General features: G+C 68.5%; 22 protein-coding genes, 1 tRNA gene and 1 pseudogene. 16 read left to right on the forward strand and 8 right to left on the reverse strand.

Going from position 1 to position 23,557, the window contains the following annotated elements; all coding sequences use genetic code 11:
• Nucleotides 1–447: 447 nt before the first annotated feature.
• Genes ABD419_RS02660 through ABD419_RS02675 form a run of 4 tightly spaced genes read left to right on the forward strand, consistent with a single transcriptional unit; the run spans nucleotide 448 to nucleotide 3,581 of the window.
• The gene (locus tag ABD419_RS02660) at nucleotides 448–1,437 is read left to right on the forward strand and encodes a D-isomer specific 2-hydroxyacid dehydrogenase family protein (RefSeq protein WP_344481386.1); all 990 of its coding nucleotides are present in this window, start codon (nucleotides 448–450) and stop codon (nucleotides 1,435–1,437) included.
• On the forward strand, nucleotides 1,430–2,458 hold the full coding sequence (gene vanA, locus ABD419_RS02665; RefSeq protein ID WP_344481389.1) for a D-alanine--(R)-lactate ligase: 1,029 nt from the start codon (nucleotides 1,430–1,432) through the stop codon (nucleotides 2,456–2,458). The genes ABD419_RS02660 and vanA overlap by 8 nt, the downstream gene beginning before the upstream one ends.
• The gene (gene vanX / locus ABD419_RS02670; protein WP_344481391.1) at nucleotides 2,455–3,105 is read left to right on the forward strand and encodes a D-Ala-D-Ala dipeptidase VanX; all 651 of its coding nucleotides are present in this window, start codon (nucleotides 2,455–2,457) and stop codon (nucleotides 3,103–3,105) included. Before vanA ends, vanX begins: the two co-directional genes overlap by 4 nt.
• Before the next feature lie 5 nt (nucleotides 3,106–3,110).
• Nucleotides 3,111–3,581, forward strand: a complete 471-nt coding sequence (locus ABD419_RS02675) for a GNAT family N-acetyltransferase (protein WP_344481393.1) — start codon at nucleotides 3,111–3,113, stop codon at nucleotides 3,579–3,581.
• Here the strand turns inward: ABD419_RS02675 and ABD419_RS02680 are convergent.
• Both ABD419_RS02680 and ABD419_RS02685 read right to left on the reverse strand, forming a co-directional pair.
• Nucleotides 3,553–4,668, reverse strand: a complete 1,116-nt coding sequence (locus tag ABD419_RS02680; RefSeq protein ID WP_344481396.1) for a sensor histidine kinase — start codon at nucleotides 4,666–4,668, stop codon at nucleotides 3,553–3,555. The genes ABD419_RS02675 and ABD419_RS02680 overlap by 29 nt on opposite strands.
• Entirely contained in the window at nucleotides 4,661–5,422 is a 762-nt protein-coding gene (locus ABD419_RS02685) for a response regulator transcription factor (protein ID WP_344481398.1), read from the reverse strand. Before ABD419_RS02685 ends, ABD419_RS02680 begins: the two co-directional genes overlap by 8 nt.
• Nucleotides 5,423–5,509: 87 nt before the next feature.
• On the opposite strand from ABD419_RS02685, the gene ABD419_RS02690 reads away from it, so the two are divergent.
• The 6 genes from ABD419_RS02690 (at nucleotide 5,510) to ABD419_RS02715 (ending at nucleotide 10,914) form a co-directional block, all read left to right on the forward strand.
• Nucleotides 5,510–6,361, forward strand: a complete 852-nt coding sequence (locus ABD419_RS02690; RefSeq protein ID WP_344481400.1) for a D-alanyl-D-alanine carboxypeptidase family protein — start codon at nucleotides 5,510–5,512, stop codon at nucleotides 6,359–6,361.
• Nucleotides 6,362–6,503: 142 nt separating this feature from the next.
• Entirely contained in the window at nucleotides 6,504–7,133 is a 630-nt protein-coding gene (locus tag ABD419_RS02695; RefSeq protein ID WP_344481403.1) for an ADP-ribosyltransferase, read from the forward strand.
• A gap of 224 nt (nucleotides 7,134–7,357) precedes the next feature.
• Nucleotides 7,358–8,269, forward strand: a complete 912-nt coding sequence (locus ABD419_RS02700) for an ABC transporter ATP-binding protein (protein ID WP_344481405.1) — start codon at nucleotides 7,358–7,360, stop codon at nucleotides 8,267–8,269.
• A 57-nt stretch (nucleotides 8,270–8,326) separates the two neighbouring features.
• Nucleotides 8,327–9,031 carry an ABC transporter permease gene (locus ABD419_RS02705; RefSeq protein ID WP_344481407.1) on the forward strand — a complete coding sequence of 235 codons (705 nt, stop codon included), beginning with the start codon at nucleotides 8,327–8,329 and terminating at the stop codon, nucleotides 9,029–9,031.
• Between the two features lie 3 nt (nucleotides 9,032–9,034).
• Nucleotides 9,035–10,276 (forward strand): sensor histidine kinase, encoded by a 1,242-nt coding sequence (locus ABD419_RS02710; protein ID WP_344481409.1) that lies wholly within the window; start codon nucleotides 9,035–9,037, stop codon nucleotides 10,274–10,276.
• On the forward strand, nucleotides 10,273–10,914 hold the full coding sequence (locus ABD419_RS02715; protein WP_344481412.1) for a response regulator: 642 nt from the start codon (nucleotides 10,273–10,275) through the stop codon (nucleotides 10,912–10,914). Before ABD419_RS02710 ends, ABD419_RS02715 begins: the two co-directional genes overlap by 4 nt.
• 33 nt (nucleotides 10,915–10,947) lie before the next feature.
• On the opposite strand, the gene ABD419_RS02720 is transcribed toward ABD419_RS02715, so the two are convergent.
• The 4 genes from ABD419_RS02720 to ABD419_RS02735 form a co-directional block, all read right to left on the reverse strand.
• Entirely contained in the window at nucleotides 10,948–11,568 is a 621-nt protein-coding gene (locus ABD419_RS02720; protein WP_344481414.1) for a dihydrofolate reductase family protein, read from the reverse strand.
• Nucleotides 11,569–12,311: 743 nt separating this feature from the next.
• Complete coding sequence (locus ABD419_RS02725) at nucleotides 12,312–14,111, reverse strand: GmrSD restriction endonuclease domain-containing protein (protein WP_344481416.1); 1,800 nt, start codon at nucleotides 14,109–14,111, stop codon at nucleotides 12,312–12,314.
• Nucleotides 14,112–14,493: 382 nt separating this feature from the next.
• Nucleotides 14,494–14,970 carry a hypothetical protein gene (locus ABD419_RS02730; RefSeq protein ID WP_344481419.1) on the reverse strand — a complete coding sequence of 159 codons (477 nt, stop codon included), beginning with the start codon at nucleotides 14,968–14,970 and terminating at the stop codon, nucleotides 14,494–14,496.
• A 133-nt stretch (nucleotides 14,971–15,103) separates the two neighbouring features.
• Nucleotides 15,104–16,174 carry a helix-turn-helix domain-containing protein gene (locus ABD419_RS02735; RefSeq protein WP_344481421.1) on the reverse strand — a complete coding sequence of 357 codons (1,071 nt, stop codon included), beginning with the start codon at nucleotides 16,172–16,174 and terminating at the stop codon, nucleotides 15,104–15,106.
• A gap of 222 nt (nucleotides 16,175–16,396) precedes the next feature.
• On the opposite strand from ABD419_RS02735, the gene ABD419_RS02740 reads away from it, so the two are divergent.
• The 4 genes and pseudogenes from ABD419_RS02740 to ABD419_RS24940 form a co-directional block, all read left to right on the forward strand.
• Nucleotides 16,397–16,990 (forward strand): hypothetical protein, encoded by a 594-nt coding sequence (locus ABD419_RS02740; protein ID WP_344481423.1) that lies wholly within the window; start codon nucleotides 16,397–16,399, stop codon nucleotides 16,988–16,990.
• Nucleotides 16,991–17,329: 339 nt separating this feature from the next.
• Nucleotides 17,330–17,800, forward strand: coding sequence for an NUDIX domain-containing protein (locus ABD419_RS02745; protein ID WP_344481426.1), 471 nt, complete (start codon nucleotides 17,330–17,332; stop codon nucleotides 17,798–17,800).
• A gap of 292 nt (nucleotides 17,801–18,092) precedes the next feature.
• Nucleotides 18,093–18,287, forward strand: coding sequence for a hypothetical protein (locus tag ABD419_RS02750; protein ID WP_344481428.1), 195 nt, complete (start codon nucleotides 18,093–18,095; stop codon nucleotides 18,285–18,287).
• Nucleotides 18,284–19,363 (forward strand): annotated as a pseudogene (locus ABD419_RS24940) (recombinase family protein); the annotation flags it as partial. The gene ABD419_RS02750 and the pseudogene ABD419_RS24940, both read left to right, overlap by 4 nt.
• Before the next feature lie 562 nt (nucleotides 19,364–19,925).
• On the opposite strand, the gene ABD419_RS02755 reads toward ABD419_RS24940, so the two are convergent.
• Together ABD419_RS02755 and ABD419_RS02760 are read right to left on the reverse strand one after the other, a co-directional pair.
• A tRNA-Ala gene (locus ABD419_RS02755) sits at nucleotides 19,926–20,001 on the reverse strand.
• Between the two features lie 113 nt (nucleotides 20,002–20,114).
• Nucleotides 20,115–21,584, reverse strand: coding sequence for an aldehyde dehydrogenase family protein (locus ABD419_RS02760; RefSeq protein WP_344481430.1), 1,470 nt, complete (start codon nucleotides 21,582–21,584; stop codon nucleotides 20,115–20,117).
• Between the two features lie 214 nt (nucleotides 21,585–21,798).
• Here ABD419_RS02760 and ABD419_RS02765 point away from each other — a divergent pair, with 214 nt between their 5' ends.
• Nucleotides 21,799–22,608 (forward strand): CoA transferase subunit A, encoded by an 810-nt coding sequence (locus tag ABD419_RS02765; RefSeq protein WP_344481433.1) that lies wholly within the window; start codon nucleotides 21,799–21,801, stop codon nucleotides 22,606–22,608.
• 221 nt (nucleotides 22,609–22,829) lie between these two features.
• Complete coding sequence (locus ABD419_RS02770) at nucleotides 22,830–23,549, forward strand: CoA-transferase subunit beta (RefSeq protein ID WP_344481478.1); 720 nt, start codon at nucleotides 22,830–22,832, stop codon at nucleotides 23,547–23,549.
• The last annotated feature ends 8 nt before the right edge of the window (nucleotides 23,550–23,557 follow it).

Raw genomic sequence — 23,557 nt, forward strand, 5'->3', positions numbered from 1 at the left:
CGCGTCCTCGACCGGGACCGAGTCGACCTGACCGCTCCGCGCCGACCCGTTCTCGGCCGACTCGGTCCCGGTCGACTCGGCCCCGGCACGACCGGCCGCCGCCCGCTCATCGAGCCCGCTCCCGGCCGAACCGCTTCCGGCGGTCCCGCCCGTCGTCGCTCCGCAGTCGCCGCTCCAGCCGCCGACGGCCTTCCCGTCCGCGACCTCCCCGCTCACGACCTTGCCGCCCACGACCGCGGCGATCTCATCAAGCCGCATCGCGATCATGTCCGCACCCCGGACCCGTTTCGTGCATCGTTCATCATGCGGCCCAGACAAGCCGCGGCCGTGTTGCGAGAGCGTACGGATTTCCCGATACACAGGCGATACGCCCCCGGCCGGACCGTATCGCCCGCATATCGAAAACCCCATACGCCCCCACAACACCGTCCCGCCTTCACTGGGCGCATGACTGACAGCGAACCGCACGGCCCGCCGACCGGCATCACCGTGTACGGGTGCGGCAGCGACGAGGCCGCGCTCTTCCAGGCGCTCGCGCCGCGTTTCGGCGTAGTGCCGACGATCGCGGCCGAGCCCGTGTCCGAAGCGAACATCGCACTGGCGCAAGGGAACCGATGCATCAGCATCGGCCACAAGACCCGTGTCGCCAATGACGTGCTCCGCGCGCTGAGCCGCGCCGGAGTCGCGTTCGTGTCGACCCGCAGCGTCGGCTTCGACCACGTCGACGTGGAGTACGCCGAGCGCGTCGGCATCCGGGTGGGCACCGTCGCCTACTCGCCCGACAGCGTCGCCGACTACACGATCATGCTGATGCTCATGGCGATCCGCCACGCGAAGCCGATCGTCCTCCGCGCCGAGGTCCACGACTACCGGCTCCACGAGACACGCGGCCGCGAGCTGCGCGACCTCACCGTCGGCGTCGTCGGGACCGGCCGGATCGGGTCCGCGGTCGCGGCCCGGCTCCGCGGATTCGGGTGCCGCGTGCTCGCGCACGACCGCCGGCCCGAGACCGCCGCCGAACACGTGCCGCTCGACGAGCTGCTGCGCCGCAGCGACATCGTCACCCTCCACACGCCGCTCGACGCCGGCACGCACCACCTCCTCGACCGCCGCCGCATCGCACTGCTGCGGCCCGGCGCGGTCGTCGTCAACACCGGCCGCGGGCCGCTCGTCGACACCGAGGCGCTCCTCGCGGCCCTGGAGGGCGGCCGCCTCGGCGGCGCGGCGCTCGACGTCGTCGAAGGCGAGGAGGGGGTCTTCTACGCCGACCGCCGAAACGAGCCGGTCGAGAGCAAGGCGCTGCTGCGCCTCCAGGAGCTCCCGAACGCGATCGTCAGCCCGCACACCGCCTACTACACCGACCGCGCGCTGCGCGACACCGTCGAGCAGTCAATCGCCGACTGCCTGAACTTCGAGAGCGGGACCCGCCATGGATAGGCTCACCATCGGCGTCGTCTTCGGCGGCGTCTCCGAAGAGCACCCCGTCTCCGTCAAGTCCGCGCAGGAGGTCGCGCGCCACCTCGACACGGACCGGTACCGGCCCTGCTACATCGGGATCACCCGGGACGGCGCCTGGCGGCTGTGCGACGGCCCCGCCGCCGACTGGGAGGCCGGCGACCACCGCCCGGCCGTGCTCTCCCCGGACCCGAAGGCCCCCGGCCTGCTCGTCCTCGGCGACGGCGAGTACGAGCACGTGCGCCTCGACGCGGTCCTCCCGATCCTCCACGGCCGCCTCGGCGAGGACGGCGCGGTGCAGGGCCTCCTGGAGTGCTCCGGCATCCCGTACGCGGGCTGCGACGTCCAGAGCTCCGCCGTGTGCATGGACAAGTCCCTCGCGTACACCGTCGCGAACGCGGCGGGGCTCGCGACGCCGAACGCCTGGGACGGCGACGCCGTCGACCCCGGATCGCTCCCGTACCCGGTGTTCGTGAAGCCCGCCCGCTCCGGCTCCTCCTTCGGCGTCACCAAGGTCGAGCGCGCCGAGGACCTCGGGGCCGCCCTGGCGGCCGCGCGGCGGTACGACGCGAAGGTCCTCGTCGAGGAGGCCGTCGCAGGGGACGAGATCGGCTGCGCGATCCTCGGGAACGGCGGCGACCTGCTCACCGGCGAGCTGGACCGCATCGCGCTCTCGCACGGCTTCTTCCGCATCCACCAGGAGGACGCACCCGAGACCGGCTCGGAGAACTCGGCCTTCATCGTCCCCGCCGACATCCCCGCGGCCGCCCGCGACCTCGTCCGCGAGACCGCGAAGGCCGTCTACCGGGCCCTCGGCTGCACCGGCCTCGCCCGCGTCGACATGTTCCTCACCCCGGACGGCCGCGCCGTCCTCAACGAGGTCAACACCATGCCCGGCATGACCTCCTACAGCCGCTATCCGAGAATGATGGCGGCCGCGGGAATCCCGCTCGCCGAAGTGATCGACCGGATGATCTCGCTGGCAATGGAGAAGCACCGTTGAGACGCACGCCGCCGCATCCCCCGAGTCCCGAGCCGCCGCCCGACTTCGTGTTCGTCGACGAGCACGTCCCCGGCGTCCGCTGGACCGCCGTGTACGCCACCGCCGGCAACTTCACCGGCGCGCCCGTCGACGGCTACCGCGCGAACCGGATCGTCGGCACCACGGCCCTGTGCGCGGCCCTCGCCGCCGCCGCCGAGAAGGCCCGGCCGCTCGGCTTCGGCCTGCACCTGTGGGACGCGTACCGGCCGCAGCGCGCCGTCGACCGGTTCCTGCGCTGGACCGCCGAACCCGAGGACGGCGCCGCGAAGGCCCGCCACCACCCGAACATCGCCCGCACCGAGATGGTCGAGCGCGGCTACATCGCCGTGCGCTCGGGCCACAGCCGCGGCGGCACCGTCGACCTGACCCTCTTCCACCTCGACACCGGCGCCCTCGCCGCGACGGGCGGCGGCCACGACCTCATGGACCCCGTCTCGCACCACGGCGCGCCGGGCGTCGCCCCGGCCGCGGCCGCCAACCGCCGCCTGCTGCGCTCCATCATGGAGGACTGCGGCTTCCGGGCGTACCCGTGGGAGTGGTGGCACTACACGCTGGAGGACGAGCCGTACCCCGACACGTACTTCGACTTCCCGATCGAGGAGCGTTGAGCGCCATGGCGAACGGAACGATCGAGGTCCGCCCGGCGCGGGCCGCCGACGCCGCTGCCGTCGCGGCGCTCCTGAGCGGTCTCGGCTACCCCCAGGACGCCGCCGCGGCCGCCGCCCGCATCGGGGCGTGGGCCGCGGACCCGTTGAGCGAGGCGTTCGCGGCCGTCGCGGACGGCGAGGTCGCCGGCGTGATCGCGGTGCACGCGGCGCCCTACTTCGAACGGGCCGGCTCCTGGGGCCGGATCGTCGCGCTCGTCGTCGCCGACTCGGCCCGCGGCCGCGGCGTCGGCGGCGCGCTCGTGGCGGCCGCCGAGGCGTTCGCGGTCGAACGCGGCTGCGTCCGCATGGAGGTCACCAGCGCCGACCGCCGCGAGGACGCGCACGCGTTCTACGCCTCCCGCGGATACACCGTCCAGACAGGAGTGTCGTCGCGGTTCCTGCGCGACCTCACCGCTGCGGCGGCAGCGCCACCGTGACGCGGAGGCCGCCCTCCTCGCGGGCCTCCAGCAGGAGCACGCCGTCGTGCGCCTGGACGATGCTCTTGACGATCGCCAGGCCCAGGCCCAGGCCGACCCCGGCGTGGTCGGCGCGGATGCGGCGGGTGCCGCGCTGGAACGGCTCGGTCAGGGTCGCCACGAGCGGCGCGGTGAGCCGCGGCCCGGTGTTCTCGACCGTGAACTGCGCCGAGTCCGGCCCGAGCCCGGTCGTCACCTCGACCGTCCCGCCCTCGGGGAGGTTGTGCACGATCGCGTTGTGCACCAGGTTCACCGCCGTCTGGAGCAGCAGTGCGTGCGAGCCGACGGCCGGCGCGACGTCCCCCGACGTCCGGATCTCGACCCCGCGCCCCTCCGCCAGCGGCAGCAGCGTCTCGGCGGCCTCCTCCGCGATGAGCGACAGGTCGACGCGGTCGCGGGCGAACGACCGCTGCTCGGCGCGGCTGAGGAGCAGCAGCGCCTCGGTGAGCTCGATCGCGCGCGCGTTGACGATGTGGAGCCGCTCGACGAGCTCCCCGACCTCCTGGCCGGGGTCGCTGCGGGCGACCTCCAGCATGGTCTGCGTGATCGCGAGCGGCGTCCGCAGCTCGTGCGAGGCGTTGGCGGCGAACCGCTGCTGCTCGGCGACGTGCGCCTCCAGCCGCGCGAGCATCGCGTCGAACGCGTCCGCGAGCTCCCGGTACTCGTCGGCGCGGCCCGGCAGCCGGATGCGGTGCGAGAGCGAGCCGCCCGCGGCCGTGCGCGTGGCCTCGGTGATCCGCGCGACCGGCGCGAGCATCCGCCCGGCGAGGAACCATCCGCCGCCGAGCCCGAGCACCAGCAGGAACACCGCGAGGATCGCCGCCTTCGGCGCGAACGCCCGCCACAGGTCGTACCGGCCGGGGATGAACGTCCCCGGCCCGCGCATCCCGTTCTCCCAGTCGCCCCGGATCGAGATCGCCTCCGCGGGCACGTACCGCAGCAGGAACAGCCACACCAGCGCGAGCAGCAGACCCCCGGCGACCAGCAGGAACCCCGTGTAGCTCAGGGTCAGCTTCATGCGGACGCTCAGCCCGCGGCGCCTAGGCACGGGCGGTCGTTCCCGCACCGTCCGGACCGTCGGCTCTGTCGGTCCGGCCGTCCCCTCCCGCGCGGGCCGTTCCGCTCTCGTCACGTCCGTCCCCGCCGGCCTCGATCCGGTACCCGACGCCGGGCACCGTGGCGATGACCCACGGCTCGCCGAGGCGCTTCCGCAAGGCGGACACGGTGATCCGGACGGCGTTCGTGAACGGGTCGGCGTGCTCGTCCCACGCCCGCTCCAGCAGGTCCTCCGCGCTGACCACCCCGCCCTCGGCCGCGACCAGCACCTCCAAAACCGCGAACTGCTTCCGCGTGAGCGCGACGTACCGGCCGTCCCGGAACACCTCGCGCCGGAACGGGTCCAGCCGCAGCCCCGCGATCTCGCGCACCGGTGGCCGGCTGTGCGCCCGCCTCCGGTCGAGCGCCCGCAGCCGCAGCACCAGCTCGCGCAGCTCGAACGGCTTGGTGAGGTAGTCGTCCGCGCCGAGCCCGAACCCGCTCTCCTTGTCGTCGAGCCGGTCCGCGGCCGTCAGCATCAGGATCGGGATGCCGCTCCCGGAGGCCACGATGCTCTGGGCGACCTCGTCGCCCGACGGCCCGGGGATGTCCCGGTCGAGCACGGCGATGTCGTACGCGTTGACGCTCAGCAGCTCCAGCGCGGTGTCGCCGTCCCCCGCCACGTCGGCCGCGATGGCCTCCAACCGCAGCCCGTCCCGAATGGCCTCCGCCATGAAGGGCTCGTCCTCGACGACCAGTACTCGCATGGCCCCGATGGTACGAGTCCGGGCATATCGCCCGCATATCGAAATCCGCATACGGCCTCACGACCTCGCGCCCCGTTCACTGGTCGCATGACCCGAACCGAAGCGGCCGACGCCCGCACACAGACCGCCGCGGACCGCGGCCGAGCCGAGCCGCGCGGAAGCCGGCCCGCCGACCGCCGCGGCCTGACCGCGGACCGCCCCGATCCGACCGCGGACCACCGCGGTCAGGCCGCGGACCACCGCGGTCAGGCCGCGGGCCCTCTCGCCGACGGCTCCGCCGACCCCCGTGCTCGCACCGGCTCCCGCCCCGACCGCCCTCGGCAGCAGTCCCAGGACGCGCCCGGCCGCGCGGGCCGACCCGCCGTCCCGCTCGTCCACCGCGTCCGCGGGCGGGCCGCGGCCGCCGTCCTGCCGGCCCTGGACGCGGTCGCGCGCGTCCTCGGCTACCGGCTCCTCCGCATCCGCGACCGCGGCGGCCTCGGCCTCGAGGACGGCGCGATCCCCTACGGCACCAGCGTTTTCGACGACGACGTGCCCGGTGTCGCCAACCTCGACGCGCCGCTCCTGGCCGCGCTCCGCCGCGCCGCAACGGACGCCGCCGCCGACGGCGTCGCGTTCACCGTCAACAGCGGCTGGCGCAACGCCGACTACCAGCGCCGGCTCCGACGAGAGGCCGTCGCCCACCACGGTTCCGAGGAGGCCGCCGCCCGCTGGGTCTCCACCCCCGAGACGTCTCCGCACGTCGCCGGGCTCGCCGTCGACCTCGGCCCCGCCGCCGCCCAGGCCTGGCTCGACGCCCGCGGCGCCGCCTACGGCCTGTGCCGGATCTACGGCAACGAGCCGTGGCACTTCGAGCTCCGCCCCGAGGCCGCCGTCCACGGCCGCCCGCCCCTGTACCCGACCCCCGCCGACGATCCCCGCCACCGGGCCGGGACCTGAGTAACCGACCGGCCGGAACCTGAGCCACCGACCGGCCGCGACCTCGTGATCCCTTGCGGCGCGGGCATGTCCGGGACCGCGCGTGGGAGCGTTCTCCGGTAACGTCCCCCTCGTCCGCAAGCGCTGAACGACGGGAACCCCCATGCCTCCGAGAAGCCGAAGCTCGTCACCGGACGGGGCCGCGAAGCTCCTCACCAGGACCATCGACGACGTCGACGCCTTCCGCGCCCCGTCCCCCAAGGACCGCAAGGGCAAGGGCCGCGACGACACCCCGGCCGACGCGCCGCCGAAGAAGGACCCGCTGACCGTCTACTCCGACGACAGCGACGCGCTGAACAAGTACCTGCGCACCGTGAACAAGAAGGACTACAGCGAAGCGGACCGCAAGCGCTTCAACGACCTCACCAAGGACGTCTCCGAGCGCCTCGAGGAGCTCCCGAAGCACGACGGCCGCACCTACCGGGGCGCCCCCGGCGGCGAGTGGGTCGACAAGCTCAAGAAGGGCGACTTCTACAACGACCACGCGTTCATGAGCTCCTCCACCAGCGAGCGGACCGCAGAGCGCTTCAAGGCCATCGCCACCGGCGCCTTCGGCGGTGAGCGCAAGGACGGCGTCATGGTGACCATCGACGGCAAGAGCGGCCGCGACATCACCGACCAGTCGAGCCTCTCCCACCAGAAGGAGGTGCTCTTCAACCGGGGCTCCCTCTTCAGGGTCCAGGACAAGACCAAAGACGGTGACACCACCTACCTCCACCTGGTGGAGCTCTGACCCGCCCGCGCCGGTCCGCGGCGACGCCGCCGAAGCGAACCGACCCGGTCTGATCCGGCGCGGACCCTCCCCGGCCCCGCATTGGCCGGCCCCTGCCCGGTCCCGACGCCGACCCCGGCCCGGCGCGCATCAACCATCCGGTTGATTCCCGCTCCGCACATCGATGCGCCAGGCCGGGCCGGCGGGTCGATTCGCCAGGGCCGCAGGACGACGAGTCTTGAGGCATGGCAATCATCGAAGTCGCGAACCTGCGCAAGACCTACTCCGGCCGGACCGTCCTCGAGGACGTCTCGTTCTCCGTGGAGGAGGGCGAGGTGTTCGGCATCCTCGGCCCCAACGGCGCCGGGAAGACCACCACCGTCGAATGCGTCGAGGGCCTGCGCCGCCCCGACGCCGGGACCATCCGCGTGCTCGGGCTCGACCCGGTCCGCGACGCCCGGGCCCTCCGCGAGGACGTCGGCGTCCAGCTCCAGCAGACCCAGCTCCCCGAGAACCTCAAGGTCGGCGAGGCGCTCGACCTGTACGCCTCCTTCTACCGCGCCCCCCGCGACTGGCGCGAGCTCCAGGACGAGTGGGGCCTGAGCGAGCTGCGCCGCACCCGGTTCGGGAAGCTCTCCGGCGGCCAGCGCCAGCGCCTGTTCATCGCGCTCGCCCTGATCGGCGACCCGAAGGTCGTGTTCCTCGACGAGCTCACCACCGGGCTCGACCCGCAGTCCCGCCGCTCCACCTGGGAGCTCGTCAAGCGCGTCCAGGCCCGCGGCGTCACCACGGTCCTGGTGAGCCACTTCATGGACGAGGTCGAGGAGCTCTGCGACCGCGTCGCGGTCATCGACCGCGGCACCGTCGTCGCGCTCGACACCCCGTCCGGGATCGCCGGCGGCGACGCCGGCCCCCAGCGGATGCGGTTCACGCTCCTCGGCGACACCGACCCGGCGCCGCTGCTCGCCGGCCTCCCCGGGGTCACCTCGCTCGACCGCGACGGCGCGCACGTCACGATCACCGGCACCGGCGACTTCGCCACGACCGTCGCCGCGCGCCTCGCCCAGGAGCACCTGCTCGTCACCGACCTGCGCATCGACCAGCGCTCGCTCGAGGACGCCTTCATCGCCCTCACCGGCCGCCCCTTCGACCACTGACGCGACCGTCCCCTCCCGATCTCCCCCCGACCGAACCACCGCCCCGGAGGCACCGCCATGACCGCTCTCGCCAAGCTCACCTACACCGAGACCAAGCTGCTCCTGCGCGAGCCCGGCTCCCTCGTCAGCATCCTCATCCCGCTGTTCTTCCTGATCGTCTTCGGCGCCTCCACGCCGAAGGACGACACGGTCCTGCTCCCGATGGGCATGTCGATCGCCGTCGGCCTCATCGGCCTCTACCTCCTGCCGACCACCCTCGCCGGCTACCGCGAACGCGGCATCCTCCGCCGCCTGTCCACCACCCCGGTCCGGCCCGGCAGCCTCCTCACCGTCCAGCTCCTCCTCCAGGTGGTGCTCCTGGCCGTCGCGACCGCCCTCCAGCTCTCCGTGGCCGGCGGCGTCCTCGGCATCCAGCTCCCCTCCCGGGTCCTCCCGGTCGCGCTCGTCCTCGCCCTCGGCACCGCCGCGATGTTCGCGGTCGGCCTGCTCATCGCCGCCCTCGCCCCGAACGGCCGGGCCGCCAACGGGATCGGCGTCCTCCTGTACTTCCCCATGGCCTACCTCGCCGGTCTCATCCAGCCGACGGCCCAGATGCCTGCTAGCCTGGCCCGCATCGGCGAGTACACCCCCCTCGGCGCGTTCAGAGCAGGCCTGGCCCAGGCCTGGGCGGGCCAGACCCCCGACCTCCTGCCGCTGATCCTGCTGGCCGTGTACACGGTGATCATCAGCGCGATCGCGGCGCGCTGCTTCCGATGGGAGTAGGACATGGCGGGTGCGACCGGGCGGCTCGACCGCTGGGAGCGGCGGCTCCAGACCCAGATGCGGCTCGCGCCGTACGCGCTCCTGGCGATCTCGCTCGGCCTCTACTGGCTCACCGAGGACGCGTCCTGGACCGACCGGCTCCAGGTCCTCGGCACCAGCGCCCTCGCCGCGGCCTGGATGCGCTTCTTCCAGGCCGCCAAGCCCTCCCGCGTCCCTGACGCGGCCTGGCAGGGGGTCTACATCGCGGGCCTCGTCGCCCTCATCGCGGCGCTCGGGGCCCAGGCCGTCTGGTTCGCGCCGTTCTTCGGATTCACCGGCTACCTGCACTCGTGGTGGTTCCTCAAGGGCCCGTGGAAGTTCGCGGGCGTGACGGCCACCGCCGCGGTCAGCGTCGCCGCCTACACCGGGATCCCCGCCGACACGGCCGAGGCGCTCACCTTCGTCCTCTTCACCGTCGCGATCACCGGCCTCGTCGTCATGTTCAGCTTCGTCGGCGACGTCACCACCGAGCGCAGCGCCGAACGCAAGCGCACCGTCGAACGCCTCGAAGCCGCGCTCGCCGAGAACGCCGGCCTCCACGCTCAACTGCTCGTCCAGGCCCGCGAGGCCGGGATCCTGGACGAGCGCCAGCGCATCGCCGCCGACATCCACGACACGCTCGCCCAGGGCCTCGCCGGGATCATCGCCCAGCTCCAGGCGGCCCCTGACGAACCCGACTGGCGGCCCCGCGTCGACAAGGCCCTGCGCCTCGCCCGCGCGAACCTCGCCGAGGCCCGCCGCACCGTCCACGCCGTCGGCCCCGCGCAGCTCGAAGCGGCCTCGCTGCCCGAGGCGCTCGAGTCGGTGTCCGACCAGTGGTCGGACCTCCACGGGATTCCCGTGGCGCTCCACGTGACTGGTACGTTCCGGCCCATGGACCCCGATGTCGAGGGCACGCTGCTCCGCGTCGCCCAGGAATCCCTCGCGAACGCCGGGAAGTACGCGGACGCCTCGCGCGTCGGCGTCACCCTCTCCTACATCGACGACGTCGTGGCCCTCGACGTCCTCGACGACGGCCGCGGCTTCGACCCCGCCCGCGCCGCCGACGGCGGCGGCTTCGGCCTGGGCGGCATGCGCCGCCGCGTCGAGCGCCTCGGCGGCACCTTCGCGGTCGAGTCCGCACCGGGCGAGGGCACCGCGGTCTCCGCCACCGTCCCCGCCCTCGACCGCATCCCCGCCGGCGACACCGAAGAGGCCCGCGCATGACCGACACCCCGATCCGCCTCCTCATCGCCGACGACCACCCCGTCGTCCGCGACGGCTTCCGCGGCATCTTCACCGCCGAACCCGGCTTCGACGTCGTCGGCGAGGCCGGCGACGGCGCCGAAGCGGTCGCCATGGCGAAGGCCCTCCGCCCCGACGTCGTCCTCATGGACCTCCGCATGCCCGTCATGGGCGGCGTCGAGGCCATCCGCGAACTCGCCCGCACCGGCCTCCCGATCAAGGTCCTCGTCCTGACCACCTTCGACACCGACCAGGACGTCCGCCCCGCCATCGAGGCGGGCGCCACCGGCTACCTCCTCAAGGACACCGCCCGCCCCGACCTCGTCAAGGCCGTCCGCACCGCCGCCCGCGGCGAGGCCGTCCTCTCCCCGACCGTCGCCGCCCGCCTCATGAGCCAGGTCCGCACCCCCCAGGAGACCCTGAGCGACCGCGAGCTCGAGATCCTCCACCTCATCGCCGAAGGCTGCTCCAACCGCGAGACCGCCAAGCGCCTCTTCCTCAGCGAGGCCACCGTCAAGACCCACCTCCTCCACCTCTACGCCAAACTCGGCGTCAACGACCGCGCCGCCGCCGTCGCCACCGGCTTCAGAAGAGGCCTCCTCCACCTCGACGACCGATAGGCCCCCGGCCCCAGCAGGAGTGCCCCGGCCGTCTCAGGCCGACTGAGGGACGCCCTCGTAGTCGGCCAAGGGGGCCGGGCCGGTGACCTCGTATTCGAGGATCGTGATGCCCGACGGCGTCGTCCGCTGTCCGGCGAGGCGCAGCCCGGCGTCGACGCGCCCGGTGAGGAGGCGCCGCCCCTTGCCGACGATGACCGGTGCGACCGCGAGGCGAAGCGTGTCCACCAGGCCGAGGTCGAGCAGAGCGGCGGCCAGCTGCGCGCTCCCGTGCACCTGCACCTCGCGACCAGGACCCGCCTTGAGCGCGGTGAGCGCCTCGGCGAAGTCCTCGCCGAGCACCGTCGTCGGACTCCAGTCCCCCCGCTCGAGCGTGCTGCTCACCACGTACTTCGGCAGCGAGTTCATACGCGCGGTGAACGGATCGGGCTCGGCGATACCGGGCCAGTCGCGGGCGAACGCCTCGTACGTGCGGCGCCCCAGCAGCAGCCCGTCGGCGAGATCGAGCCAGTCGGAGGCTTCGCGCACGAACGCCTCATCGATATACGGCACGAACCAGCCGCCCCGATCGAACCCGCCGCTCGAATCTTCGGCCGCTGACCCCGGTCCCTGTGAGACACCGTCGAGCGTGAGGAACTGCGTGATGGCGATCTTCACTGCATCGCCCCGCTCTCCAGAAGACTGAGAACTGGTGCACCGGTCGCCTGATACTTAGCCATAAGGAAAAGTGTTACATGAATCCATGGTTAGCGCAAGAGCTAAGTATCAAGACCGACGAGGCTCGGGTTCGAGCAGTGCAGGGTCGGGCCAGCCCGCGGGGATCTCGTCAGACACGTAGTTCGGGTCCAAGCCGCTGAGATAGCCGTCGTCGGTGAAGAGCACGACATCGTGGACCTGTTGCGCGGAAACGAAAAACGCCAGCGGAAGAAACTTCCGCTGGCGTCTACCAGGTCTTCAAAGGCCACCTGTTCGAAAAGCGACCCGCTGGTGGAGATTGCCTCACGTTACTGGCAAGCATCCCCGCAGGTCAGAACCCACGCCAACCAGCTCTCAACCCTGCCCATCCCCACGCCCGCAGATCCTGACCCTGAACCCTCACGCCCGCAACAGGTTGAACCCCGCCCCTGGGCCCTATCCCGCCGCCTAACACCAGAAACCCGCGCAGCCATCGTCGCCGCCTACCAAGCAGGAGCCCGCCAACAAGACCTAGCCACCCACCACAACCTCAGCCTCTCCAGCATCAAGCGTCTACTCAGAATGGAAATGAGCGAAAGCTAGCCAGACAAGCTAAGCTAACCAATGGCCGCCAGGGATCAGTCCCAAATACGCGCTCCTCACACTGCAGCCAATAGAATTGAAGGATATTGCAGATTGCCTAATTCGAGCTCAACCAGATCTTCCTAGGGTACGAGCTTGGAGAACCTCGGAGTTACAATCTCAAGGAATTCGTCAGCCGAAAACTCGTGAGTGGACGGGCCCGATCTGATGAAAAATCTTCCATCGTAAGTGATTGGCTTCCCTAGAGACTTCGGCCTCAACTCCCATAGAATGCGCCCATCGCAAACAATAGGCTTGAAGCTGGAAGCAAGTTCGTTTGCAAACGGTCTTGAAATCTTGGTAGAGGCGAGAATCTGATCTTTCCATTTTCTCCACCAGCCATCGGTATCAAATCCAAGAAACTCAATCTGTTCTTTGGTGCCCAATATAAGATGGCCGAAAATCTCGAGGCTTTCGACCCCAAACAAATCACGGGCTCGCGCTGCAGCAGAAGGCTTATCGCATACACCGATGAGAATCAATCCCTCAGAATCTGCACCTTGGTTTGCCATTGCAACTGCAGTTTGCAAAATCTCCTCGAATAGCTTTGTATTCTCCTTCGGGGGATCTGAAAAAACGCAGAAACCTTGCTTCAGTTCCACCAAGGGTTCTTCAGAGATGGAACCATTAAGAAGACTCTCGATATACAGCCTTGAATTCAGTGCTTCAGCACTTCGGCGCGGTCGCTGCTGGTAGAATGCCTTCCGAAGTTCCTTCCGAACCTTCGGATAAAGTTGTGCCTTAGTATCCTTTCCCCAGGCACTGCCGCCAGTTGGGATCGAAAGTTTGCGATTCCAGAATCCATTCAATATGTCGAATACTGCTTCATGCGAGCGTGGAAGCATATCTTGCTCAAACATCAACTCGTAGAGTGCAGTAAATATCGCCTGGAACTGCCGCTGCGTGCCTTTCTCATAGGTTTCAAGCCTCACCATGTGCTGACCGAGCGACTTACCCCTCATCACCTCATCGATGAGACGAACAATTTCAGTCAGCCGTTGGTGGAGAATATCAATTCCGATCTTCTCAACTGCAATATTGGCTGTTTCTGCTGAGGCTGACTGAATCTTTCTTGGCAACCCATATGCAATATCTCGGTTCTGCCATCCGCTGGTTGGCCATGGTCGAATTACTGCATCCAATACCAGATCGAGAACCAGTTGCTCGTCCCCGGACGCCCTTACATCCTCGGGAGCAATAATGTCGTGTCGAACCCAAAACACGTTCTCGATAGCAAGTCCGTACTGAAGTTCCTTCCTGGAAATACTCAACTTCGCCATGTCTTTCATCAATACAGACTCTGAAAACGTCCCGTCTCCACGAATTGAAGCACTGACCTTCCGTACAATATCCGCGAGAGATCCGGTCGCACCAGCTTGTCTAATTTCGTGCAAACTTAGGCCGCGGCCTCCGCTATTGATTCGACGAAAGACTTCATCAATAGACGACGTAGATGCCTCTCGATAAATTGAGACAGGAATTTGATAGTTCGATATTGCTAGTGACGAACTACGGGACATTTTTGGTTCGAGCTGTTGAACTTCTCCTGCATCCAATCGATTCTTAGTGTCCCCGATCGTATTGAGGTCAAAGTAAGATCCATTGAAAGCAAACTGGTTCTCCATGAAAGAGAAGAATGAGTCAAGGCGTTGCAAACCGTCAATGAGTTCATACGAATCAACTCCATCAACGTTGCGCTGCGCAAGCAAGATGAGTGGGATTGGAAGCTTGTTCACCACAGAGTCGATAAGTTTGGTCTTCTCCTCTACCGTCCAAACAAGCTTTCGCTGGTACCTGCGGTTCACTCGCAGTTTGTTGTCGTGAAACAAGTTATAGAGCGTGCCGAGATTCATCGGTTGAACCGAGAGTTGTGCGTTCTGCATGTGGGCCACTATACCCCTTGTGAATCAAGCGTGTTCAGCTCCCATATGAGTGAAAGCTGTGTGCACAAATCGCATTGAAGTTGCTTCTGATGTAGGTGACCTGAATCCGCGATCCCGTTTTTACGCGTTCATAGGCTTTCATTGCCTACCGATCTGCTTTATGCAATTGATACCTTGATATTAGATATGGGCGCAAAGTGATCTGACGAGAACTCACAGGCGTGTAATTTACGACCAGGCAGCGAAGTCGATGCCAAGCGAGGGGACAGTCGACTAGTCAGCATCAATTGCATGTACTGCGCATAAATCTGTAAGAAAAAGATGCTTTGAGATATAAAATCTGGATTATGACGGGCAATGCGCGAGAGGTAAACATAGCTTTCTAGAAGCGACTTGAACCTTTGGGCCAGATCAGACTCACTGGGATATCAGCTATGCGAGCGGTGGCTACGGCGTCGGCGGTGCCTCCCGTTTTGGTGGAGGGTTTGCCGTCCCAGACTGCGTAGAGGATGTCGATGGTCTCAATCATGGTGGTGTTGGCCTGGGCGTAGACCTGCATCGAGGAGGCTTCGGCGATGTAGCGGATCTTGTGGGCTTGGCTGACGAGGGCGTCGAAGGTTGGCAGGTGGGCTTTGCTGACTCGGGTGTCTCGGTAGTCGGGGGCGGGGAGTAGGGCTTCGAGTTGGCCGCCGGCGTCGAGGATGGCTTGGGCGAAGATTGAGTCGGCGCCTTCGGCGAGGCAGGAGACTCCGACGAGGTCGGTGGGGTCGTATTGGGCGAGCTCGGTTTTCAGGGTGGTGCGGACGAGTTCGACCGTGGCGGGGGTCAGGTTCATGTGGCCGGTGATGCCGATTCTCACGGGCGTTCCTATCTCGTCGAGAGTGCGGTGCGGAGGTCGGCGACCTCGGGGAGGCTGTCGTAGCGGGCGGCTGCGACTTCCAGGCGGGTCATGTACTCCTCAACCCTGGCCGATTGGACTTGCTCGGCGGATTTCAGGGCTTGGCCAGCGTATATGGCTGCTTCTTCGGGGCGGTCGGCCGCGAACATGACCAGGGCATGTGTCCGAGGTTGAGAACGTTTCCCCGGGGAAGCGGCCGGGCGTTTGCCGCGGTTTGTTCGGCCGCCGCTGCGGCGTTAGTGCGGTCGCCTGTGAGGTGAAGGCATTGCGCGATGCGGCCCTCGAACCAGGCGTTGCCGACGTGGCTGATCCAAGCGGGTCCGTCGGGGCGATCGGCGCGGTCCATGTCGCGGCTTGCTTGGGTGATGAGGCGTGCGACGGTCGCGGTGTTGCCGTTGACGGCTTCGCCGTGAGCGAGCGCCATACGGGCCTCACCTTTGAGAGCGGGGCTGGAGATTGATTCGGCAGCGTCGAGGGCGGCTTGTGCGGCAGTGACTGCTCGTGGGCCGTCGCCGAGGATGGCGGCCTGGTTCGAGATCGCGATGGTCGTCTCGCAGGCGAGTTCGGGGTTGTTGGCTTCGCCAGCGAGTTTGAGTGCCTGGGCGAAGCACGCTCGGGCGCTGCTTTGCACTCCGGCGTCGAACGCCGACCAGCCCGCGAGGAGAGCAAGCTCGGCCACGGATGAGAAGAGATCGGTCTTGAGCTTGCTGGTGTGGGGCTGATCGAGCATCGGTAGCGCGACATTGTGCAGGTAGGCGGTGATGCTGTGGCTGGCGTGAGTGCCGCCGTGGAGGCTGTCGATGCCTCGGAGGGTTGCGGTCATCGATCGCACGACGTCGACTTGGGCGGTGCCGATCGTTCCTTCGCTGGAGGCAGCCTCGGGGATGGCTGCGCCCAGAAGTGCGAGGGATTGCAGGACGATCCGTCGGCGCATGCTGTTCTCTCCACAGGTCGCTAGGTCCGCGAGCAGTCCCTGCGTGTCCAGTTCGCGCTCAAGGTCTTCCAACAGGGCGGGGCTCGGCGACTTGTGGCCGTTCTCGATGTTCCGCAGGTGCGAGGGCGAGGTGTGGCATGCCTCCGCGAACTCGATGCGTCCGCGCTCGGCGCGTTCGCGCAGCGATCGGACTACGCGCCCAAAGATAAGCCGGTTCACGTCTGCTGTCATCGATCTGCTCCGGATGGAATCAAACGGAATCACTCCAGATATGGCACTTACATCGTGGCTCAATCCACACTACAGAGACAACAGTCGGTGGCGGTCCCTCAATCGGGCGACCTGTTGACCTGTCGCTTCGCAGGTCCGCTGTCGATGCAATAAGTGCGGCCCGCCTTCGGGTTCCAAGCTTCCGGCGGGCCGCCTCACCAGATCTACAGACGAGGAGAAATGGTGACGGATCAAAGACTACGAGTCGACGGCCGCACCGGCAACCGCACCGAGTTCGAGGTGCTGGGCGAGTGGGAGACGGTACGTGGGAATCGGCTGTCGTTGAAAGCGCGGCGGAAGACCGGGTACGCGTCGGTGTGGCTCGACTACCTGGGGAAGCCGGTGAAGATCGGGTACGCGCTGCACGCGGGTGGAGTTGTGCGCGAGGTGCGGTGGGGAGTCCCGTGGAACGAGCAGACTCCGGCCTGGAAGTCGCAGCAGCGTGGCCACATCGCGTCGCTGATCGCGGACTGGCACGCCGAGGTGCAGCGTCCTGCGCAGCCCACACCATTGCCCGCGAGCGTCGCTGGGGTGTTCGATCTTGACGGGTTCCGGTTCGCTGTCGAGCCGACGAGCGCGCCTGAGCATGCGGTGCTTTGCGTCGTCAACTCCGAGAACGGGTTGACGCCGGTTGCCGATCTGCTTCACGAGGCGGGCCGGATCTGCGGGCTCGTCACCAGACCTGGATGGAAGGGGACGCCCGACGAACGACGCCGCCGATGGCGGCGCGAGAGCGAGGCGATTCTGATCCGGGCTGCCGAGAACGGCAGCCGATAGGGCCCTTCCCTCCCCTAGTGGGGCCGCCGAGGTGGCGGCGGCCCCACACCCCCCGACTCATGGTGGAGCCAAGGCGACTGTGGACTTGCGGTGCGGGTGCGGTGCGGGTGCCGTTCACTCCGGAGGTTCCACCCCGCGTCTCTGTACGCATGTCGCCGGGCTTCGGGGAGCGTATGGAGATGCGTATTGACAGAACGGTGGAACACCTGTTCAGAGGTATCGGGCTCAAAATTCGGTGCTGGGCGGACTTATATCTAACTGAGCAGCAAAACTTCAAGTCTTCATTGGTTCCCCACCGGTGCTGAAACGAGCGGGCTTGTGTCCGTGGCAAGGTGAGGTATGGGCCGTATCGATCACATCAACAACCCGGATGCCCCTGCACCCAACAGTGTCGTTCCTTCAACGGTGGTGTTCGTGACCGATGAAGCGGGCCGGGTGCTGTTGATCCAGAGGTCAGACAACGGGGACTGGGCACTGCCCGGCGGCGGGCATGATCTCGGTGAGCGGATCGCCATGACGGCAGTGCGCGAGGCGAAGGAGGAGACCGGACTCGATGTCGAGGTCACCGGCATCGTCGGCCTCTACACCGATCCTGGGCACCTGATCGAGTACGGGGACGGCGAGGTCCGCCAGCAGTTCTCGATCGCCTTCAGAGCGCGCGTGACGGGTGGCAGCATCGCGACGAGTTCGGAGTCCACCCGAGTCGCCTGGATCGGCGTCGAGGAGCTTGACCGTCTGCCCATCAATCCGTCGATGCGGCTTCGCATTGCGCACGGCCTTGCAGATCGATCCGAGCCGTACATCGGATAGGCGGCGACCGGACAAGAAGATGCATTCAGTACCCGCATCGTGCGGGTCGGTGCGGGTGCCTGCATTCGGATTGCTGGACGACTCGGTGGCGAGCAGGTACCTTGGTTGGTCTCTGAGACCGAAGCGACGGTTCGCCGCCCATTTTGATTTGGTCGTCTTCCTTCTTCTCGCAGCCCGAGTGGTTTCCGACTGAGCGAGGCTGTTCACCCGTCTGTGCCCGATGCTCGTATCTGCAACGAGTTCGCGTTACGGTCGCCGATGGGGCTGCTACCAGCACATTTACCGCCAGGCGGTGGGTTCGATGAGCCGGGTGGATCGGCGTATCCGGGTCACCGGTGCGCGCCGGGAGGTCATCGATACCGATCAGTTGGCGGCGCTGCTGCTGCGTGTTGCGCGCCGGGTCGCCCGGGAACGGGACCAGGCCGATGCGGGCGGTGCTGCGGCCCCTGACAGCGATTCAGGCGATGGTGAAGGGGCGACGGCATGACCGGGCACGGGCGGAAAACGGGGCGACAAGGGGCTGCGGGCAGGGCTGTGGTGTATCTGCGGGTCTCCTCCAAGGGGCAGGTGGACACCGACTACGACCCGGAGGGGAACTCGATCCCCGCCCAGCGGAAAGCGTGTCTGGCGCTCGCGGAGCGGATGGGCCTTGAGGTGGCTGACGAGTATGTCGAACCCGGGAAGTCCGGTCGCTCGATCGACGGGCGGCCCGCGTTCCGGAAGATGATGGGGCGGGTACGCAATGAAGGCGATGTCGCCTACATCGTCGTGTACATGCGCTCGCGCCTGTTCCGGGATACCGCTGATGCGGCGTTCACGAAGAAGGAGCTGCGCGGCCTCGGGATGACGATCCTGTCGGTGAAGGACCCGACCGACGACTCCCCTACCGGGGATCTCATGGCGCACATGGTCGACGGGTTCAACGAGTACCAATCGCGTGTCTCGGGCCAGGACATCGCCTACAAGATGGAAGCCAAGGCCGCGAGGGGCGGGACGCCGGGACGGGCACCGCTCGGGTACTTGAACGTCCGCGAGATGGTCGAGGGCCGCGAGGTGCGGACCGTCGTGCCTGATCCGGTGCGCGGCCCGCTGGTGCGGATGCTGTTCGAGCGGTACGCGACTGGGCAGTTCTCGTTCAAGGGGCTGCGGGAGCTGGCGGTCAGCGCTGGACTGCGGACGCGGCCGACCAAGACGTATCCGGCCGGGACCGAGCTGTCGATTCACAAGATCGGGCAGATTCTGCGGGACCGGTACTACCTCGGGTACGTGTCCTTCAACGGCGCTGAGTACCCGGGGCGGCACGAGCCGCTGATCAACGCCGACCAGTTCGAGCGGGTGCAGGAAGTACTCGTGCGCCAGCGCGGGGCCGGCACCCGCGAGCGGAAGTGGGACCACTACCTGAAGGGCCTCGTGTGGTGTGCCCGGTGCGGGCGGCGGCTCATCATCGAACGTGGCAAGTCCAAGACTGGGCGGTTGTACTTCTACTTCCTGTGCATGGGCCGCAACGAGGGCGACGGGTGCAAGCTGCCTCGGTTCCCCGTGGCCGAGGTCGAGTCGGCAGTAGCCGCGCATTACGCGACCATCGCGCTGTCGCCGAACGAGGCCGCCTTCACTCGAGAGGGACTGGAGCGGGTCGGGCGGGCCGATGCGGAGACGACCTCAGCACTGAAGCGGAACCTCAAGCGCGAGCGCAAGCGCCTCGCCGCTCTGGAGGACCAGGTGCTCGATCTGATCGGGGACCCCGACTGGCCCACCGAGAAGCTCACCGCGAAGATCCAGGGCATCAAGGCGCAACGCGACGCGGTCGAGGCCCAGCTTGCCGAGGCAGACCGGCCCCGGCTCGACGAGGCGGTCGCAACGGTGGCACCGTTCATCGACCTGCTCGCCCGGCCCCGGGCGCTGTACGAGTCGTTCTCCGAGGACGAGCGGAAGGTCCTCAACACGATCTGCTTCACCCGCCTTTACCTGGACGCCGACGCTGACCGACGGGCCAGCGTGCTCCGGGGCGGGGTGTCGGAGTCCATCGCTCCGCTGATCGCGTTCCGGGACCGGGAACGGCGAAACGGCACCTGCCCGGAGGCTGGTGCCGTTCTTCCCATGGGTCAGGGTTCAAGTGCGAACCCTATGGTGGAGCTTAGGGGATTCGAACCCCTGACCTTTTCCATGCCATGGAAACGCGCTACCAACTGCGCCAAAGCCCCTTGATTGGCGTTCCAGAGGTCGTAGACCTTGGAACCGGGACCAGTTTACACAGTGTTGGCGGGCGGGCCCGGGGTGGGGCGCGAGATCGGGGTCACGTTGGTGAGCTGGGGTTCTACCAGGGGTAGGGGCCGGGTCGGGACTGCATGGTGATCCAGCGGGTTTCGGTGAAGGCCTCGATGTTGGCGGGGCGGCCGCCGAAGCGGGCGCCGGTGCCGGAGGCGCGGACGCCGCCGAAGGGGGCGTGGGCCTCGTCGCTGACGGTCTGGTCGTTGATGTGGACGATGCCGGTGGGGATGCGCTCGGCGAGGTCCCAGGCCTTCATGACGTCGCGGGTGATGATGCCGAGAGAGAGGCCGTACTCGGAGTCGGCGGCGAACGCCGCGGCCTCGTCGGGGTCTTTGAAGGAGCGGACAGGGGCGACGGGGCCGAAGACCTCCTCGCGCCAGGCGGGGGTGCCGTCGGTGAGGCCGGTCAGGACCGTAGGGCGGTAGAAAAGGTCCTCGTAGCTGCCGCCGGTGGTGGCCGTGCCGCTCGCCTCGACGAGGGCGTGGATCTTCGCGCGCTGGGGCTCGTCGATGACCGGGCCGAGGTCGACCTTGTCGGTGAACGGGTTGCCGACGGTCATGGCCTCGGCCTTCGCGGTGAGGGCCTCGACGAACGCGGTGTGGAGCGACTCGTGTACGAGGTGGCGGCCGGCGGTCATGCAGATCTGGCCCTGGTGGAAGAATGAGCCGAAGGCGGCGGCGCTCGCGGCCTGTTCGACGTCGGCGTCGTCGAGGACGAGGAGGGCGGAGTTGCCGCCGAGTTCGAGGTGGACGCGTTTGAGGAGGCGGCCGCCGGCTTCGGCGACGGCGCGGCCGGCGCGGGTGGAGCCGGTGAAGGACACGACCCGGATGCTCGGGTCGGTGACGATCGCCTCGCCGACGTCGGGGCCGCCGGGGACGAGGTGGAGGAGGCCCGGGGGCAGGCCGGCCTCCTCGAAGACGCGGGCGATGACGACGCCGCCGGAGACCGCGGTGCGCGGGTCGGGCTTGAGGACGACGGCGTTGCCGAGGGCCAGGGCCGCGGCGACGGAGCGGATGCCGAGGATCAGCGGGGCGTTGAACGGGGCGATGACGCCGACGACGCCGGCGGGGACGCGGCGGGCCAGCGAGAGGCGCGGGGACTCGGAGGGGATGAGCTCGCCGATGGGGGAGGAGGCGAGCGCGGCGGCCTCGTGGCATTCCGCCGCGGCCACGTGGGTCTCGAAGCCGGCCTTCATCGGGACGGCACCGGATTCGCGGGTGAGCCACTCGTGGATCTCGGCGGCGTGGGCCTCGAAGAGGTTCCCGGCGCGGCGCAGGACCGCGGCGCGGGCATGGAACGGGGTTGCGGCCCAGGCGGGTTGGGCCGCGGCGGCGGCGCGGCCCGCGGCGGCGACGTCGGCGGGGGTCGCCGCGGCCGCGTGGGCGAGGGTCTCGCCGGTGGCCGGCTCCTTCACGGCGCGAACCGTTCGGGAGGGGTGCCAGGCGCCGTCGAAGCGCGCGGAGTCCCAGATGGAGGGGTCGAGGAGGGAGGCGGGGGAAGGGAGTTCGGTGGACATCGTCGTCGCTCCTGTCGGCGTGGGGGAGAGCGTGCGGAGGGCCGAGAGGGTACCGGGTGTTCGTCTTGCGGATCGATGTTCGTCATGTGAACACCTGCATCGTATCGGGATCGGGTATTCCAGGCAAGGGGTGCGAACTCGCGGCCGTTGGAAAACGATAGATGTTCGTGTATGCTTCGTTCGTTCGCATACCGAACTCCCCTGGAGGTGGCGCATGGCCGTCCTGGCCGCCCTCCCCGAAGCCCTCGCCGCGGCCGTCCGGGACGGCGACTCCGTGGCGATGGAGGGCTTCACCCACCTCATCCCCCATGCGGCCGCGCACGAGCTGATCCGGCAGGGACGGCGCGACCTGACCCTGATCCGGATGACCCCCGACGTCATCTACGACCAGCTCATCGGCGCCGGCTGTGCAGCGAAGCTGGTGTTCTCCTGGGGCGGCAACCCCGGCGTCGGGTCGCTCCACCGGCTCCGGGACGCCGTCGAGCACGGCTGGCCCCGCGAACTCGCCATCGAGGAGCACTCCCACGCGGGCATGGTGAACCGGTACGTGGCCGGCGCCTCCGGCCTGCCCTTCGCCGTCCTGCGCGGGTACGCCGGGACCGACCTGGTCGACGTCACCGACTCCATCGCACCCGTCACCTGCCCGTTCACCGGCGAGCGGCTCACCGCCGTCGCCGCCCTCAACCCCGATGCGGCCGTGATCCACGCGCAGCGCGCCGACCGGCACGGCAACGTGCAGCTGTGGGGGATCGTCGGCGCGCAGAAGGAGGCCGTGCTCGCCGCCGCGCGCTCGGTCGTCACCGTGGAGGAGGTCGTGGACGAGCTGGAGCCCGTGCCCGGCGCGATCCTGCTGCCGCACTGGGTCGTCGACTGGGTCTGCGAGGTCCCCGGCGGCGCCGCGCCCTCCTATGCCGCCGGGTACACCGACCGCGACAACGGGTTCTACCGCGACTGGGACGCCGTCAGCCGCGACCGCGAGGCCTTCCGGTCCTGGATCGACGCGAACGTCATGGGGGTCGAGTGAACGGCGAGTACAGCTCGAACGGCGAGTACAACTCGAACGGCGTGGGCCGCGTGAACGGCACGGACCGAGAGTCGGCCGGCGCGGCCGGCGTCGGGACGAGCGCCACGCCCGGCCTCACGGGCGCTCAGAACCAGGACGACCGCGCGGACGCCCCGAACAAGGACGGCCTCGCGGGCGCTCCGAACAGTGACGACCGCGCGGGCGCCCCCAGCGCCGAGGACATGATGACCGTCGCCGCCGCGCGGGCGCTGGCCGGGCGGCGGACCTGCTTCGTGGGGATCGGACTGCCCTCGCTGGCGGCCAACCTCGCCCGCGCGACCTGCGCCCCCGGCATCGTCCTCATCTACGAGTCGGGGACCATCGGCTCCAAGCCCGACCGGCCCCCGCTGTCCATCGGGGACGGATCGCTCGCCGAGACCGCCGACACCGTGGTCTCCAGTGCCGAGATCTTCAACTACTGGCTCCAGCCCGGACGCATCGACGTCGGCTTCCTCGGTGCGGCCCAACTCGACCGGTACGCGAACCTGAACACCACCGTCATCGGCGACTACCGCCGCCCGAAGGTCCGCCTGCCCGGCGCCGGCGGCGCCCCCGAGATCGCGGCCTCGTGCCGGGAGACGATCGTGGTCGTGCGGCACACCCCGCGGATCTTCGTCGACCGCCTCGACTTCACCACCTCCGTCGGCCACGGCGACGGCCCCGGCGCGCGCGAACGGCTCGGCCTGCGCGGCGCCGGACCGGTCCGCGTCATCACCGACCTCGGTGTGCTCGAACCCGACCCGGACACCCGGGAGCTCGTGCTCGTGAGCGTGCACCCGGGCGCCGACCCCGGCGAGGCGGTCGCCCGGACCGGCTGGCCGCTGCTCGTGTCGCCCGCGCTCGCGGTCACCGAGCCGCCGTCGGCGACCGAACTCGACGCGTTGCGCGCCTTGACCTCTTGACGATCCGG

It is taken from the genome of Glycomyces endophyticus (assembly GCF_039531525.1).
Taxonomy (GTDB): Bacteria; Actinomycetota; Actinomycetes; order Mycobacteriales; family Micromonosporaceae; genus Glycomyces; species Glycomyces endophyticus.